General features: G+C 52.4%; 12 protein-coding genes. 5 read left to right on the plus strand and 7 right to left on the minus strand.

Annotated elements, in window-relative coordinates; genetic code table 11:
* Nucleotide 1 precedes the first annotated feature (1 nt).
* Nucleotides 2–4,507: an MG2 domain-containing protein gene (locus MHN33_RS06595; protein ID WP_239397220.1), complete on the minus strand. Its 4,506-nt coding sequence runs from the start codon at nucleotides 4,505–4,507 to the stop codon at nucleotides 2–4.
* A 432-nt stretch (nucleotides 4,508–4,939) separates the two neighbouring features.
* Between MHN33_RS06595 and MHN33_RS06600 the strand changes: the two genes are divergently transcribed.
* Nucleotides 4,940–6,376 carry a mannose-1-phosphate guanylyltransferase/mannose-6-phosphate isomerase gene (locus MHN33_RS06600; protein ID WP_239397221.1) on the plus strand — a complete coding sequence of 479 codons (1,437 nt, stop codon included), beginning with the start codon at nucleotides 4,940–4,942 and terminating at the stop codon, nucleotides 6,374–6,376.
* Nucleotides 6,363–7,814: a phosphomannomutase gene (locus MHN33_RS06605; RefSeq protein ID WP_239397222.1), complete on the plus strand. Its 1,452-nt coding sequence runs from the start codon at nucleotides 6,363–6,365 to the stop codon at nucleotides 7,812–7,814. The genes MHN33_RS06600 and MHN33_RS06605 overlap by 14 nt, the downstream gene beginning before the upstream one ends.
* Here the strand turns inward: MHN33_RS06605 and MHN33_RS06610 are convergent.
* The 5 genes from MHN33_RS06610 to MHN33_RS06630 form a co-directional block, all read right to left on the minus strand.
* On the minus strand, nucleotides 7,792–8,667 hold the full coding sequence (locus tag MHN33_RS06610; protein ID WP_239397223.1) for an AraC family transcriptional regulator: 876 nt from the start codon (nucleotides 8,665–8,667) through the stop codon (nucleotides 7,792–7,794). The two genes, MHN33_RS06605 and MHN33_RS06610, sit on opposite strands and share 23 nt — an antisense overlap.
* Before the next feature lie 144 nt (nucleotides 8,668–8,811).
* Entirely contained in the window at nucleotides 8,812–9,876 is a 1,065-nt protein-coding gene (locus MHN33_RS06615; protein ID WP_239397224.1) for an acyltransferase, read from the minus strand.
* Nucleotides 9,877–10,133: 257 nt separating this feature from the next.
* Nucleotides 10,134–11,240, minus strand: coding sequence for an MBL fold metallo-hydrolase (locus MHN33_RS06620; RefSeq protein WP_239397225.1), 1,107 nt, complete (start codon nucleotides 11,238–11,240; stop codon nucleotides 10,134–10,136).
* 111 nt (nucleotides 11,241–11,351) lie between these two features.
* Nucleotides 11,352–12,167, minus strand: a complete 816-nt coding sequence (locus tag MHN33_RS06625) for a sterol desaturase family protein (protein WP_239397226.1) — start codon at nucleotides 12,165–12,167, stop codon at nucleotides 11,352–11,354.
* Entirely contained in the window at nucleotides 12,154–12,588 is a 435-nt protein-coding gene (locus tag MHN33_RS06630; protein WP_239397227.1) for an SRPBCC family protein, read from the minus strand. The genes MHN33_RS06625 and MHN33_RS06630 overlap by 14 nt, the downstream gene beginning before the upstream one ends.
* 90 nt (nucleotides 12,589–12,678) lie before the next feature.
* On the opposite strand from MHN33_RS06630, the gene MHN33_RS06635 reads away from it, so the two are divergent.
* Nucleotides 12,679–13,674: an AraC family transcriptional regulator gene (locus MHN33_RS06635; RefSeq protein ID WP_239397228.1), complete on the plus strand. Its 996-nt coding sequence runs from the start codon at nucleotides 12,679–12,681 to the stop codon at nucleotides 13,672–13,674.
* 95 nt (nucleotides 13,675–13,769) lie between these two features.
* Here the strand turns inward: MHN33_RS06635 and fldB are convergent, their stop codons facing one another.
* On the minus strand, nucleotides 13,770–14,291 hold the full coding sequence (fldB, locus tag MHN33_RS06640; RefSeq protein ID WP_239397229.1) for a flavodoxin FldB: 522 nt from the start codon (nucleotides 14,289–14,291) through the stop codon (nucleotides 13,770–13,772).
* 78 nt (nucleotides 14,292–14,369) lie between these two features.
* On the opposite strand from fldB, the gene xerD reads away from it, so the two are divergent.
* Both xerD and dsbC read left to right on the plus strand, forming a co-directional pair.
* On the plus strand, nucleotides 14,370–15,296 hold the full coding sequence (xerD, locus tag MHN33_RS06645) for a site-specific tyrosine recombinase XerD (protein ID WP_343224831.1): 927 nt from the start codon (nucleotides 14,370–14,372) through the stop codon (nucleotides 15,294–15,296).
* Nucleotides 15,297–15,357: 61 nt separating this feature from the next.
* On the plus strand, nucleotides 15,358–16,089 hold the full coding sequence (gene dsbC / locus MHN33_RS06650; RefSeq protein WP_239397230.1) for a bifunctional protein-disulfide isomerase/oxidoreductase DsbC: 732 nt from the start codon (nucleotides 15,358–15,360) through the stop codon (nucleotides 16,087–16,089).
* Nucleotides 16,090–16,128: the final 39 nt, after the last annotated feature.

Below are 16,128 nucleotides of genomic sequence, written 5' to 3' on the forward strand. Positions count from 1 at the left end.
CTCAGCGCACGACCTCCAGCTGATAGGGATATTGCCAGTAAATCACATGTTTATGAGGCCGGTACATGGATTCAAGATAACTCGGCGGCACCTGATAAACGCCGGGCACTTCGGCGCGCAGGACATAAGCAAACTGGTATTTGCGGGTGCTAAGCCCCAGTGCCGCCACAAAACGGTCATTGCGATATTCTGTGTGCTCTGTGGTTGCCAGCGTGACATGCTCGGGGAGCAATTGCGACACTGGAAAGCCTTGCATCAGCGCCGGGTTCTCCAGAACAAACCCGGCCGGAATGCGTTCAATTAGCAGGGCATCTGGTACCGGCTCTTTGGTTTGGACATCCAGCACAACCACCACGCGTTCTCCAACTTCGAAGCGGGATTTATCCAGCGGTTGTCCGTTCAAGTCAAACAAGCGTCTGAGCATACGCTTGGTATCCAGCGTGTTGAATGGGCTAATTTCGTTGGCAATACTGGCGTCCAGTTTGAGGCGGCCTTTGGCCATCAGTTGCACATACACCGGCTCATCAGTTGGGTTTTTGATGGCCATCGATTGCGCAAGTGCATGGCTTATCACCTGCGGATGTTGCTGCTGCGCGCCATTGATCTCCAGTTGTACCGGACGGCTTGGGTTAGCCTGGCTCACCTCAACCGCGATGCGCAGTAGTGCGGCGCGCTCCTGGGTGCTCAGCCAGGTTTTAAGTGCCTGATCGGGCAACTTTTCGAGTAAGCTGGTTTGCAATGCACGGGATTGTGAGCGCAACGCGCGGTGTTTTGCCAGCCTGGCCAGTACCTGGGCAGACTGGGCATCATCACGCAGCGCCGAACCATAGTCGGCAAAATAGTCTTCGCTGCGGCTTGTCGTACTGGCTTGTCTGAGCAGCGCCGCAGCCTGTTGAGTTGCCCCCACATCGGCCAGTGCCGACGCCATATGGAGCAGGCTTAACCGCGACGGGTACTCGGTTATCCGCAGCGACTCCAGATCGCTGTAACTGATCTGGCCACGCTGGCTGGCAAGATAAGCGGCAAAGCTTTTTGCCGCCGTTGCCTCATAGGCATCCTGACTGAGGTCATCGACTGTGTTATCGCGCGTGTATCTGAGCATACGGTAGTGGGCGCGATTCAGCATACTTTGCGGTACAGTGCCCGGGAAGGCGGCATGTGCCTGGGTCAAAAACTCGGTGACATAGGCGCTTAGCCAGGGTTGCTCTGCACCCTGGCTATCCCACAGCGCAAAACCGCCACTGGGTTTTTGCATGGTCTTTAGTCGTTGTACTGCCTGGCTTACTAAGGTACGCGGGTCGTCAAATTGTTGTGTCTCGCCGGGGCGCGCTTGCAGTGCCTGCTGCAACAAGCCGTCAAGTTGCGGGTGTTTGAGCAAAAACGGCCAGGCTTTACTGGTGGTTTGCTCCGCACAGCCATACGGATAGGCACGTAATGCGGTGGCATATTCTTTAACTGGTAATCTGGGCGTATGACTGGCATACAAAGTCCCCGCATCCGCTGCATCGACGTGTAACCCTTGCCAGAGCGCCGGTGTTAACTGATACGTTTGCCCGGGGGCGAGCATCATGCTGCTCGCCTGCACCAGCTGCGGCTCAATGGCTTTGACGGGCACCGACCAGCTGCGCGACTGTGTTATCTCTGTGCCTTGCAGCGCAATGTGGACGCTTGCGGTTTGCGACAAGGGGGAATCTGCAACCATCAGGCGCATGGTCTGGCTCCAGTGCGCCTGGTCTTCCAGAGTCAGTGTAAAGGTACTGTCTTGCGTAAACTGCACGGGGCCAGTGGGCGTGAGTGTGACCGACAGCGCCTGCGCCTGACCGCTGACGTTATGCAAATCCAGCGTGACGGCGGTTTCGTCACCCGGGACCAAAAAGCGTGGCACGCTGAGCTCTGCGATAACAGGCGCGCTGACCGGGCGGGTAGCAACTTTATGGCCCACCTGAGTGGGGTTGAAAGCGGTCGCGACAATTTGTACTTCGCCATTATAATCAGGCATGTCGACTGTAATACTGGCTTTACCGTCAATCAGCTGCACCGGTCGGGTCATCAGGATCACGGTTTTACTTTCGACCAGATTGTCATTGCGGTTATCGCTGCGTGCATTGCTGTCACTGCCAAAGCGGGACTGTGCAAACGGATCGGGACGGTTATCATAACGACGTGAATATAAGTCGATCACATCGCCGCCATAACGGCGCTGATTAAACAGGTAATGATGCGGGTCGACCGGGTAATAGCGGCTCAGATTGAGGATCCCTTTATCCACAACAGACAGGGTAACCCAGCTCTGATCTGCCTGCGCCTGGGCCACACCATCGGTCTGGATCTCGACCGTGAGTGGTTTGAGGGGCGCTATTTTATCTGGCAGGGTCAGGCTAAGTGCCAGCTCGCGGTCTTCGCGCGCCAGAGTGACCGGCACTATGCCAAAGTGGCGTTGCAAAGTGCTGGATTGACCACTGAGTAAGGTGGCACTGAGATACAGGTCATGACGGGCCAGTGTTTTGTCTAAAGGCACACGCAGCGTGGTTTTCCCTTTGCGCACCGACTGGCTTTGTGTCCACAGCATTTTGTCGCTTTCCAGCGCCAGCTGTAGCTGACCATCTGCAGGAGCGTCCAGCTCGACGGCGAGCACCTCACCGGCCCGGTAACTGCTTTTATCAAGTACGATTGACAGGTGTTGAGGCTTGGCCTTGAGCTGCTGGTAACCGCGATACCAGCCGGCATAAAAGTCATAAACGGTTTTTATCTGGCTGCTGACATCTGTTACCGTCAGGCGGTAGTTCCCCCAGTCGACCGGGAAGCGCACGGTATGGGTGTTTTGGTTCACGCTCACGGTCTGTTTAGCTTCACTGCGCCACTGCGGCTGAGACTGGCGACGCCAGCCTATGCCTTCCTCGTAAAACCAGAAGTAACGGCCCTGATCGTAACTGAGCTCTACCTCCAGCTCACCACTTGTTAATTGCTGGCCATCCGGGCTCAGCAGGGCCAGTTCAAACTCAGCGTCGGTGGCGTATTTAAATTCCGTTTGTGCGGGCTTCACCGCGGGCAGCGCTCTGGGTTTCCAGCTGGTATAGCTAAGCTGACGTTGCACGGCCGCGCCGCCGGACTCCAGCAAGCTTAAATTTACCTGGGTTTTTACCGGGCTTTTTAGCGTGTCGGCAGACACGGTTGGCAGGCTCAGCGCCAGTGTGCCCTGCTCAGACAATTGCTGATCAGGCAGTGTCTGAAAGCGGTTGCTCAGGTAAAAGTCTTCACCGACAAAAAATGCGGCGTAGGGACCGGGATAATGTCGCACGCTATGGTGGACCAGGCTTGCCTTTAAGGTGTTGCCAGCCGCCGGGCTGCCAAACAGGTAACGCCCTTGTACCGACAAGGGCATGGAGGTGCCCGCAGCGACAAAAGGCTGTTGTCCGCTGAAGGTTAAGTCCATGCGCTCAGGCACAAATTCTTCCAGCTGAAATTCAAAGTGGCCGATTGCAGACTGGGCGGTCGGGTCGAGCATCACCGCGACTTTGTAGCGCCCGGTTGGCCAGCTGCTGCCGGTATGCAGGCGTTTGCTATAAAAGCCGCCGACACTTGGGGTTAGCTGCTCGCGAAGTATCTCCTCCTGTAAGGGATTGGTGACGGTCAGCGTAACGGGTTGATCTTCAATCGCGACGCCATCGGCATCGCGTAACAGCAGGTTCAGGGGCAAGGTTTCGCCCGGTTTGACCAAATCCCGGTTACTGTAAATGTAGACTTCTCGCTCCTGATAGGGGCGGCCGCCAATGGGGTGATCCGACAGATCCAGTGGCACTTCTTTAATCGGCAGCAGCGCCAGCTCTGCCTCATCCTGCTCGCCGTACTGAGCGACAATGATGTCGTCGCGCTTCAGGGTGATATCAAAATGCACCGCGCCTTGTTTATCGGTTTTGGCTTCGCGCAGTAATTCATGCTTACGGTAGGCTTTGACCTTAGCACCTGTGACGGGCAAGCCGTCAGACAAGCGATTTACCTGGAAACTGGCATGTTGCTTAAACACCTTTGCCTGGATGCCCAAGTCGGTCAGCAAGAGGTGTTTTGCCTGCAAATCGTCAAACATGCCCGGCGCTTTCAGGACGATGATGTACCAACCGCTTGGCAGCGATTTCGGGATAGGTAAGCGGGCCGATTGGATGCCTGTTTTAGACGCGGACGGCAGGGTAAAACGGTCGGCAAAGACACTGTCGTAGGTGTATTGCAGTCTGTCCAGTGAACTGGGATAGAGCTTGTCCGTCAGGTAATAGCGACTGAGAAAATCATGGGGGCTATTGAGGCGCAGTAACTCTACATCCACCGCATCAATGTGTTCATAGGTGATAGGAATGGACTGACTGGCACCCTTTGCCACCAGCGGCCCCGAGCCAACAATGGCCAGTTTCGGTTGCTGCATCACTTTGGCCTGAGCCTGAATAATCGCTTGCAGCATAAGCGCAAAAAACAACACAAACAGGGTAATGGGGTGAAAGGGGATCTTGCCCGACATGTTAAAGCTCCTTCGACCTGCACGTGGTGCAGCTGGGTTGTGGGTATTTCCTTGGGCGCCATTGCTGCCATCGCCAGTAATGGCATCGCACTATCATATCATACATTTGGGTTGCTATCCGAAGGCCAATACTGCGATAAAATAGTGTAGTACATGAGCGTGAATCGTAGGTGAAGCGTCAGCCATTGCCCCACTGGATGTTCTGCGGGTAAAATGGCGGATTGGTTTGGCTTAATACCAATTTCACTTAATACCTGTTCAATTTGAAGGAGCAAATATGACGCTAACGGCGTTAAAAATTTCTTATTTAGAATAACTAAATAGCAAAATTTTTGCCTTGTTATCGACCATATTTTCTCGCCTCAAAATAGAACACTTAATTAAGCAAATTGGTATAACAGGGGCACGAAAGGTGTCAGGGGCAGAGTAAAAATGATATTACCGGTTATTTTGTGTGGTGGATCCGGAACCCGATTGTGGCCCATGTCGCGTGAATGTTACCCCAAACAGTTTTTACAGCTGGGATCCGAATATACCCTGCTGCAGGAAACACTACTGCGGCTGGAACCAGACAGTCATCAGCCTGCGCTATTGATCTGTAACGAGGCGCACCGGTTTATTTGTGCGGAGCAAATGCGCACCATCGGCTATCAGGCTGGTGGGATCATACTTGAACCTGAGGGGCGCAACACCGCACCCGCAATAGCACTGGCAGCACTCCAGGCGCGCAAAAATGGCGAAGATCCGATTTTGCTGGTACTGGCGTCTGATCACTTTATTGGCGATGTTACGGCATTTCGACACAGTATTAAACAGGGACTGGCGCTGGCGAACAGGGGTAATCTGGTGACCTTTGGTATCACCCCTGACTGCGCACACACAGGCTACGGATACATACAGTGCGGCTCACCGATTGGGCATGACCCGGGACATACTCTGGGCGCCGAGGTGGCGGCGTTTATTGAAAAGCCTGATGCCGAGGTCGCCGAGCGTTACCTGGCGGCAGGCAATTACCTCTGGAACAGCGGCTTATTTTTATTTAAAGCCAGTGATTATCTTAACGAGCTGGCCAAGTACCGGCCCGATATTGTGCAAGCCTGTGAACAGGCGATGGCCGCACCGCAGCCGGATCTGGATTTTATTCGCGTCAATCGGGAGGCCTTCCTGGCTGCGCCGTCTGAGTCAATCGATTATGCCGTGATGGAACATACCCGGCATGCCGCCGTGGTGCCGATGAATGCGAACTGGAATGACATTGGCAGTTTTGAGGCCCTGTGGCAGACTCTGGACAAAGACACCCACAATAACGCCCACATAGGAAATGTCACAGCGCTCAATACACGGGATAACTTAGTGCTGGCGCAGGAGCGGCTGGTGGCAACGGTCGGCGTGCAGGATCTGGTGGTAGTAGATACCAAAGATGCGCTGCTGGTGGCCCATCGCAGTCAGAGCCAGACGATTAAAACGCTGGTGGATGAGCTGAAAAGCCGTGCGCTGAGTGAGGTGACTGAGCATCGGGAAGTGTATCGGCCCTGGGGTAAGTATGACATTGTTGATCGGGGCGAGCGGTTTTTGGTCAAGCGGATCACTGTGCGGCCCGGACACAGTTTATCGCGTCAGCTGCATTATCATCGGGCTGAGCACTGGGTGGTGGTGTCTGGTACGGCACACATTGAAATTGGCGACGAGCGTCGTTTACTGAGTGAAGATCAGTCGGTGTTCATCCCCGCAACGGTGGTACACCGACTCAGCAATCCGGGCAAAGTCGATTTACAGCTGATAGAAGTACAGTCGGGCAGCTATCTGGGTGAGGATGACATAATCCGCTTTGAGGATGATTATACCCGGGGGACGCATGACGTCCGCTAATTGTGCGCAGTTGATTGCTCAAAGTGGTATTCAGTTTGGCACCAGTGGTGCCAGAGGACTAAATAGCCAGTTTAGCGCCGAAGTATGTCAGGCTTTTATGCTCGCAATGACCGGGCAACTGCAAGCGCGCTACGGATTCGGTGAAGTGGTGTTAGGCATGGACAATCGCCCCTCCAGCCCCCAGATTGCACAATATTGTGTCAGTGCGTTAAGTGCACTGGGCATCAAAGTGCACTTTGCCGGGGTGTTACCAACGCCCGCACTGGCCCTGTACGCGCAGCGACATGGGATGGCTGCGGTGATGGTGACCGGCAGTCACATCCCCCATGATCGCAACGGACTCAAGTTTTATCACCCCCAGGGTGAAATAGACAAAACCGATGAAGCGGCCATACTGGCTGCCCACGCTGTCCCGCAATCGTTTGAGATACAACCACTGCCCACGCCCGACGACACTATCCGCTTACCTTATGTGGCGCGTATGCTGGATGCGTTCCCGGCTGATTTGTGTGCGGGGCTGACCATAGGCGTGTATCAGCACACCAGTGCCGGGCGCGATATATATGTCTCAGTGTTACAAGCACTGGGTGCTCAGGTCCAGTGTCTGGGGCGCAGCGATACGTTTGTCCCGGTTGATACAGAGGCGCTCAGCGAGCAGGACAAAGTACAGGCCCGGCACTGGTGCGCGGAGCATCAGTTGGATCTGCTCTTTAGCACCGATGGCGACGGAGACCGACCTATGATAGCGGATCACTCGGGACGCTGGCTCAGAGGGGATATTCTGGGTTTGCTGTGCGCCAAAGCTTTGGGCATTGAGGCGCTGAGTGTGCCACTGAACTGTAATTCTTCACTGGAACACTGTGGTGAGTTTAAGGCGGTGCAGCGCACACGGATAGGGTCGCCCTATGTCATTGAGCAACTCTCTACACTGACAGAGCAATACCGCGCGGTCGCCGGATTTGAAGCCAATGGCGGCTTTTTACTGGGCTCAGACATCAGTATCCATGGCAAAGTCATTGAACGTCTGCCGACCCGGGATGCATTACTGCCACTGCTGGCCATTCTGTCACTGCTCAAACAGTGCGATATTACGCTGGCTCAGCTGTGCTGCCAATATGAACGGTGTTTTACCGCCAGTGATCGCTTACAGGGGGTGGAAAAAGCCAGTTCAGCAGGGCTTCTGTTGGCATTGTCTGAGCAGCCGCAGTGGCTGGCTGAAGTGGTATCGTGCAACGCTGTGCCCCGGGTTCTGAGCACGCTGGACGGAGTGCGCTTTGCGCTGGACGCAGAGCGCATCGTACATTTGCGGCAATCGGGCAATGCGCCTGAGCTGCGCTGTTATGCCGAGGCATCCTCGCAGCAGCAGGCGGAAGAACTGGTCAGTACAATGCTAGGTGCGCTGGCGCAGCGTTTGTCTATGCCTTTACCAGGCAGTTAATTCGAGTCAGCAAGTCTTGTGGCGCTGTGTCCCGGGTATCATTCAGATATTCCTCAAACGGCGGAAAGTCGACCAGTTCCAGGCCGCTTTGCGGCAACCATTGGCCAAACAACCAGTTATAGGGTTGTTCCAGTTCGCTGTAATCGCCCTTAAAGGTCAGTGAGATCAGCTTACCTGGCGGAATGGTGACGGTTTCAAAGGTGTCCTGGTCGAATTCAGTGCCAGGTGTTAGCGTAATACATGCCATGGCTCTGAGGTTGGTTTGTTCCACCGTTTGCGGATCATCGTAATAAATGCCAAAGTAGCGGGTTTGCTCATTGATAAGCCCCACACTGCCTGCCATCATCCCAAGTTTTTCAAAGGTTTTGCCGATCTGCATATAATCGCCCTGATGGGCAAGGCCAATCAGTGTCAGTGCGTTTTGTTGCGTTTGTTCTACCTGATACATAATGTTGTACTCCTGTGGTTGAGCCGGATAAAACGCAGCGCTTTGCAGCGACTCGCCTTGTTGTTGCTGGCGAAATTGATTGGGCGTCATACCATAGTGACGGCTGAATGCCCGGTTAAAGGCTTCAACACTGCCATAGTTTACCCGCCTGGCTATCTGCTGCTGCGTCAGCGTGCTGCGAACTAAGTAAGATGCCGCCTTTAACAAACGCATCCGCCTGACTGTGGCGTTAACCGTTTCACCCATAAACTCACGAAAAATACGGTGGAAGTGGTAGCAAGACATACAGGCCACATCGGCCAGCGTGTTCACATCCAGATCCTGGTCAACATGGTCATACATATAGTCAATCACCCGCAGCAGGCGCTGCTGATAGTGGTTGAGTGTGGTAGCACGTGTTGTCATGTTGTTTTTCTCGCTTTGGTTTATAAGTCAGTCTAGCACCCGCCGGTGCAGATTGGCGTTGTTGGCGACGAAACTGAGCTTATGTCAGGGTGGATTGATAATGTTTGCGCACTTGCAACGCGCTATAAAGCGTAGCTCCAGTCATTAAGCTTGATGAGTCATCTGCCCGGGTTGGGCATGGTTTTTGGCGCGTCGTGTCAGCCAGCGCGTCACGGGTTTTTCAACCCCATAGTGGAGCAGTCCGGCGAGCACTATCATTCCGAGTGTGGTGAGTATGACCAGAATGGCAATATTGTGTTCGGTACCAAAACGGTTAAACAGCATGTAACCCAGGTGCTGATGAAGCAGATATAAGGGGTAGGTTAATACACCCAGATAATACCAGGCACGGAACCTGAATGGGTGTCGCCTGACCTGGCTGGTCAGACACAACAGCGCAAAGAACAGGCCATTAATAAAGGCAATGGTGAGTCTATCGAAGGGGACATTGAACCAGCTTTGCATCAGTGCGCCGAACAGCATGGATTGCGTCAGCATATATGCCAGCGATAACAGCAGCAACCCGACACCCTGCCATTCTAATCCGTCACGACGCACTAGATAAAACACACAACCGCAGGCAAAGTAGCCACTCCAGTGCGGAAACATCGCCACAAACATATTGATATTGCTGCTCCAGGGTAAAAACAGCGCAAGTATACTGACCGTCAGGACCAGCGCCAGTATGGCTTTAAGATAGGGCATAAGCCTGCATGCAACAAGCAAGACCATACAGAAGTAAAACTTGAGTTCGATATACAGTGTCCAGTAGGCGCTATCCAGCGATGTAACGGAAAAAGCTTCCTGTACCATGGTCAGATTTGTCAGGTACTGGCCAAGTGTGACGGTAAATACCTCTCCACCCCAGAGCAAAGTGGCCAGTGCAGTCACTGTTAGCGCTGCCCAGTAGGCAGGATAAAGCCGAATAAATCGCGCGCTTAAAAATGCGCTAAGTGTGCGTCCTTGCAGACTCATTAGGATCACAAAACCACTGATAACAAAGAAAAAGTTAATGCCCATGTAGGCATAGCGGGTGACTTCACGGACCGCCTCAAAGTCGGCAATCGGGGCAAACCCTTCCATATGGCCTGTATAGGTGTAATGAAAAATCACCACCCCCAGTGCACAGATAAAACGCAGCAGGTCCAGTTCATATACGCGTTGTGTCATAACTGCACTCCTTATTATTTTTATCGTGGCAGCTATGATGAAAGAGAGGTGGGCGGGTTGTCTATAAATTAGCCACAAATGCGCATGAAACATTTTCATACTTTTGAGAGGTAGTCGGTATGTAGACAGATACATGGAGCGCGAACGGACGCCAATGCGTGTGGCTATGAATTCACAGAAATAGGGTGTCCAGGACGCCTTGCCAGCGGCACGACATAAAATATCGCCGTGCTGCTGGCAAGGGTAATGTGTTGTCATCAGCGGCTAACTTGCGCCAGTAAAGATTGCCACCAGGCTTGATTTAAATAGGCCTGGTTGATGGTGATGACTTCTCCGGGCGTTGGTGTGTTGAGCACCACACCTTGTTGCTGTGCGGCGCTGAGTACACGCTCCAGCGGGTCATACCAGCTGTGAAATGCCAGATCAAAGGTGCCGTTGTGGATCGGGACCATGATTTTGCCGCGCAGGTCCAGGTGTGCCTGCACACTTTGCTCGGGCGTCATATGAATGTCGGCCCAGTCGGCATCATAGGCCCCTGTTTCAACCAGGGTGTAGTCAAATGGCCCATAACGCTCGCCAATGTCCTTAAAACCGGAGAAATAGCCAGAGTCACCGCTAAAATATAGACTTTCGTGGGCGGTTTTAATGACCCAGGATCCCCACAGTGTGCGATTTGCGTCACTCAGGCCGCGGCCTGAAAAGTGCTGAGTGGGCGTAAACGCTATCATCACATCCTGATCAACCTGTTCCTGCCACCAGTCAAACGAGCGAATTTTTTCAGCTGCTATGCCCCATCGGGTTAGATCACCCTCAACCCCCAGTGGTACCAGAAACTCACGTGTTTTTGCATTGAGCCGTTTGACCGCCTCTTTATCGAGGTGATCATAATGGTTATGAGAGATCAGCACCTTGTCTATGGCAGGCAGCTCATCAAGCGAAATAGGCGGCTGATGGAAGCGACTGGGCCCTATAAACGAAAAGGGCGAGGCGCGCTCGGAGAACACTGGGTCTAACAACCAGTACGCACCATTCACCTTGAGTAATACCGAAGAGTGGCCCAGTTTAATGATGTGCACGCCGACATCTGGTAAAGCATCCAGCTCAGCACAGGTTAAGGTTGTAACCGGCAGGGCCTGCTTAGGCTCTGCGGCGACTTTGCTTTCGGTAAAAAACCGCCAGGTGATCGCTAAAGTTTTACGCAGGCTGGCAGGCTCGGTTGGGTGCAGATTTTGAAACCGACCTGCCTGAAAATGCTCAGACTGATAATCCTGAGCAGGCACGTGTGCATTAAGGTTAGAGATCATAGAACAGCCCCCTGTAACAGCGCCAAACACGATGGCAAAAATAACAAACCACTTTTTCATTATGCGAACCAAAAAGTAAACTACACTGTGTAGTTTACTTTTATTCTGGTGTAAAAGTAAACGATAAAGTGTCATTTTTTTGGGCTCAGCGAGCAGGCTGCCTGGAACTGCCTACTCCAGATGCCGTGGGGGAGTGAACAGCTGACGAAGTTTCTCTTTGAATCCCGGCGCTTTTTTCAGCTTATTGAGCAACACTCGGCATTCATGGAAATTAACGGACAGCAGGGTATCTTGAGGTGCACTGCCGACAATCCCGTAGCGGATCTGCTCCGATGGCCGTGCATCTGTGTAGGTGCCAAACAGCTTGTCCCAGATGATTAATACGCCGGCAAAGTTTTTGTCCAGATAGCAGGGATTACTGGCATGGTGAATACGGTGGTGTGTCGGGGTATTAAACACCCGCTCAAGCCAGCCCAGCTGACCGACAATCTGGGTATGAACAAAGAACTGAAAGGCGAGGTTGATTGCTACTATGGCTAATACCAGCTCAGGTGCAAAGCCCAGCACTATCATAGGTGTCCAGAACAGCCACATACCCACTAACGGGTAAAGCAGACTCTGACGAAAGGCGGTAGAAAAGTTCATGTGCCGGGAGCTGTGATGCACCACATGTGCCAGCCACAGCCAGTGGATATGGTGAGAAGCCCGGTGAAACCAGTAATACAGAAAGTCCTGAAGTAAAAATGCCCCAAACAGCGTGGCAGCAGTGAGCGGAATGTCAAACAAGGCAAAGCCATGCAACCAGTAAAACAGCGGCATCAGTAACAGCAAAGCCAGCATATCACTGCCCTGGTGTAGCAAAGCAAGCGCCACATTGTGCAGACTGTCTTTGAGGTGATAGTGCTTGTGGGCTGCACGATATTCTAAGGCAATGACGATGAGAAACACTGGACTAAGCAGCAGTAAAATGAGTTCAACAGGCACCATACAGGGCCTCCAGACGAGTCAATGCGAGGTTGATGTCTCGTGTTATCAGGCGACGCAGGACAAAGCCTGGTAGATACCCAGGCCTAGCGAAGCGTACATGATAATCAATGCGCGTGGACTGTTTATCTGTGTTGCGGCGAAGACGGATCTCCCCAAGATGCTTTTTCACCGGGAAGTCTCCTACGATCTGATAGCGTATCGTGCTTTGGTCGGCGTGCAGGATCTGCTCATAGAAACGGATCCCCAGCATGCGTACTTCACGAATACAGCCACTGCCGCCACGAATGGTAGGGTGTACTGCACTTTGCACGACTTTAAATTGGGCATTAAAAAAACGGTTCAGTCGCGGGTGGTCGAGCAGGGTTTCCAGGATCTGAGCCGGTTCAGCGGCGACTTCTTTGTGACAACGAATATTGACCATGGTGTTTCCTTATTCACAGTTTTATCTAGTGTAAGTAAGGTTTATCTGGCAATCTTGCAAAAACGCGACGTAAATTTGTCCAAATGCGACATGGAAAATACTTTAGACAAAAATTATTTTAACAGTGTGCTGTTGTATCTGGAGCTGCTGGGCGTGCCGCAAGGCGAGATTACCGCTCTGTTACAGTGCACAGAGGCAGAGCCGGGGGCACGAGTAGGGCTTGCTCTGTATGAACAGGTTTTGCAGTTCGGGGCGCAGCAGACAAGTGACCCGTTATTTGGCTTTCACCTGGGCCAGCAGATCCAGTCCGCAGATTATGGTGTGCTGGGCTATCTGGTAGAAAACTGCGAAAACCTAAACCAGGCACTGATGGCGTTACTGCGTTACGATCAGCTGGTGGCCAGCATAGGACAAGCCAAGTTTCATTATCAGGGGGACTGGGTTGTGCTTGACTGGTTACCCAATGTACAGACGACCCGCCATGTGATTTTACGTAATATGACTGGCTGGGTTGCGCTGGTGCGTGCCTTATTGCCGCAACCCGTTGCGCCTGAGCATGTCTCGCTGACCTGCTCACTAAACGCCAAAGAAGTATCGCAACTGGCCCACTGGTTTGGCTGTCCGGTTGTTGGCAGTCAGCCACACAATCAGATTAAATTTACCCGAACCTATCTGAGTTTGCCATTCAGGCGGGCAAATAGTGCTATGCACGAGGCGCTGCAGCGACTCTCTGATAAGGCACTTGTGCAATTGCAGCAACATCATACGCTGGCAACGCAGATCCGTATTATGCTGGCTGCCAGTGCCGACTTGGGTCAGTGTCAGTTGGATGTGGTAGCAGGCGCGCTAAACAAGTCGGTCCGTCAGGTACAAAGACAGCTAAAGCAATGTAATACCAGCTATTCACAACTCTTGACTGAAGAGCGAGTGAGACGCGCTGAAAACTTGCTGGGTACACTGCCGCTGGCAGAATTGGCAAGAGAATTAGGGTTTAACGAACAGGCGGCATTTAACAAAGCCTTTAAGCGGTGGTTTGGGGTGTCTCCGGGGCAGTATCTGCAACAACGTCATCCGCAATTGCAATAAGGGGAAGCGCCCCCTTATCAGGGTTGTGCTGGTTTGTTATTAAAGAGTTATACCGGCAACACTCGGCGCAATCGTGCGCCGTAAAAGGAAGGCGGTTAGAGTGATTCGCTGTACTCGGTCATGATTTGTTCAATCCAGCTGGCAATGCGTTCATCGCTTTTGTCGTACTGGCTGTCTTCGTCCAGTGCCAGGCCGACAAACTGGCTCTTATCTTCCGTCAGTGCTTTGGAAGCCTCAAACTCATAATCACTGCTGTTGGGCCAGTAGCCGATGAAATCGACACCTTGCGGGGCAATTTTGTCGTGTAACATCCCCAGCGCATCCTGGAACCATTGTCCGTACCCTTGCTGGTCGCCCATGCCGAACAAGGCAATGGTTTTACCGGCCAGATTAACGATATCGATGTCGTCCCAGTGCGATTCCCAGTCTTCCTGTAACTCGCCAAAATCCCAGGTGGAGATACCAAAAATCACAAAGTCGAACTGCTCTGCGTTTTTAAGCGGCTCGTCTTTAATGTTGTGGAGCGACAGAATGTCTTTACCTATGATCTCCTGCATCTTCTCTGCTGCCATTTCTGTGTAGCAGGTAGTTGAACCGTAAAATAACCCGATCTGCATAGTAGTCTTCGCTCAATTGGCTGTTATTATATGGCGCGAAGTCTACCTTATGGTGTAACGAATTGATACAGGCGTCCCGTGACCAATTTAGAAATATCTGACCCAGCCAAGTTCAGCAACAGTGAACTGATCGAATCTTTTCTGGATATGCTCTTTCTGGAGCAAGGCCTCAGCGATAATACCCTGGCTGCCTACCGGGCAGATCTGGATAAGTTTGTCCGCTATGTGTCTGCGGATCTGGATGATAAGCCTTTACTGGCTATCCATAGTGCAGATGTGGAAGCCTATCTGGCATATCGGGTCGATCAGGGCCTGAAGCCGCGCAGCACGGCGCGTGCCATGAGTGCCCTCAAACGCTTCTATGCCTATTGGGTGACCAAACAGGCAATATCAGCCAGTCCCATGACGCATATTGCTCAACCCAAGCTGTCACAGCCGCTACCTAAAACCCTCAGTGAGCAGGAGGTTGAAGCTTTGCTGAGTGCCCCCAATGTCGAAGAGGCCATGGGCCTCAGAGACAAAGCCATGCTGGAATTGTTGTATGCAACGGGATTACGTGTCACTGAGCTGGTGGGGCTGCGGATGGAGCAAATTAACCTGCGCCAGGCTGTATTGCTGGTTCGTGGTAAAGGGGGCAAAGAAAGGCTGGTGCCGATGGGAGAAGAAGCATTGCACTGGGTTGAACAATTTCTGAAACTAGGCCGCGCTCAAATGGTCAAGCATGCCAATGATTTTGTCTTCCCGTCAAAGCGGGGAATAGGTATGACGCGGCAAACTTTTTGGCATCGCATCAAACACTATGCTATGTTGGCAGACGTTAAGTCACCGTTATCGCCACACACGCTGCGTCATGCGTTTGCAACACATTTGCTAAATCATGGGGCGGATCTGCGCGTTGTGCAAATGATGTTAGGCCATAGCGATTTGTCGACAACCCAGATTTATACGCATGTTGCCAGTGAGCGACTGAAAACGCTTCATCAGCAACATCATCCTAGGGCGTGATGGAATTTATTTGCAGTAATCCGGTCCTAGTGATTAACCAGAGCAATTTTACGAGAAAAACATGAAAAAGTTACTTTTAGCAGCGTCGCTCGCTTTTAGTGTGGGTGCTTTTGCCGACACAACACAAGAAGTCTCTCCGATGGCGGTGAGCCCTATCGCGTCTCAGTTTGCTGAGTTGGGTTTATCCGTAAAGAGCGTATCGGACAGTCCAATCACAGGTCTTAAAACGGTGATCACCGACAAAGGCGTATTCTATGCCAGTCCGAATGGGCAATATCTGGTGCAGGGCACTATGATTGATGTCGCGAACCGCCGTAACATCACAGAGGATGCGCTGAGCGACGTACGTAAGAGCGGCGTCGCGCAATATCAGGATTCGATGATAGTGTACAAGGCTGAGAACGAAAAGCATCAGATCACGGTCTTCACTGACATTACTTGTGGTTACTGTCGTAAACTACACCGTGAGCTGGAAGACTACCTGGCAGCCGGTATTACAGTGAAATATCTGGCATTTCCGCGTGGCGGCTTGAGCGGTAACGGTTACAAGAGCCTGATGAACGTTTGGTGTGCCGAGGATGCGGCATCAGCCATGACTGAAGCGAAAGCAGGCAATGATGTACCGGACGTCAAAAATTGTCAGGCACCGGTTGCTGAACATTATCAGTTAGGCCAGAGTTTTGGCATTTCTGGTACTCCGGCCATCGTTTTGGAAGATGGTAGCATGATCCCGGGTTATCAGCCGGCAGATGCATTAGCAAAAATGTTAAATCAGGCCAGTAAAAAATCCTAAATCTGAGGTATACTCTCAGCATTTCTAAAAAGGCCTGTG

The organism is Pseudoalteromonas sp. OOF1S-7, from assembly GCF_022347765.1.
In the GTDB taxonomy this organism is placed as follows: Bacteria; Pseudomonadota; Gammaproteobacteria; order Enterobacterales; family Alteromonadaceae; genus Pseudoalteromonas.

What these genes read in the sequence shown, in the direction of transcription:
- MHN33_RS06635 (WP_239397228.1), top strand. Translation starts at nt 12,679, where the DNA reads ATGGAAAATACTTTAGACAAAAATTATTTTAACAGTGTGCTGTTGTAT.
- MHN33_RS06620 (WP_239397225.1), bottom strand. Translation starts at nt 11,240, where the DNA reads ATGAAAAAGTGGTTTGTTATTTTTGCCATCGTGTTTGGCGCTGTTACA.
- MHN33_RS06605 (WP_239397222.1), top strand. Translation starts at nt 6,363, where the DNA reads ATGACGTCCGCTAATTGTGCGCAGTTGATTGCTCAAAGTGGTATTCAG.
- MHN33_RS06625 (WP_239397226.1), bottom strand. Translation starts at nt 12,167, where the DNA reads ATGGTGCCTGTTGAACTCATTTTACTGCTGCTTAGTCCAGTGTTTCTC.
- MHN33_RS06610 (WP_239397223.1), bottom strand. Translation starts at nt 8,667, where the DNA reads ATGACAACACGTGCTACCACACTCAACCACTATCAGCAGCGCCTGCTG.
- fldB (WP_239397229.1), bottom strand. Translation starts at nt 14,291, where the DNA reads ATGCAGATCGGGTTATTTTACGGTTCAACTACCTGCTACACAGAAATG.
- MHN33_RS06615 (WP_239397224.1), bottom strand. Translation starts at nt 9,876, where the DNA reads ATGACACAACGCGTATATGAACTGGACCTGCTGCGTTTTATCTGTGCA.
- MHN33_RS06595 (WP_239397220.1), bottom strand. Translation starts at nt 4,507, where the DNA reads ATGTCGGGCAAGATCCCCTTTCACCCCATTACCCTGTTTGTGTTGTTT.
- MHN33_RS06630 (WP_239397227.1), bottom strand. Translation starts at nt 12,588, where the DNA reads ATGGTCAATATTCGTTGTCACAAAGAAGTCGCCGCTGAACCGGCTCAG.
- MHN33_RS06600 (WP_239397221.1), top strand. Translation starts at nt 4,940, where the DNA reads ATGATATTACCGGTTATTTTGTGTGGTGGATCCGGAACCCGATTGTGG.
- dsbC (WP_239397230.1), top strand. Translation starts at nt 15,358, where the DNA reads ATGAAAAAGTTACTTTTAGCAGCGTCGCTCGCTTTTAGTGTGGGTGCT.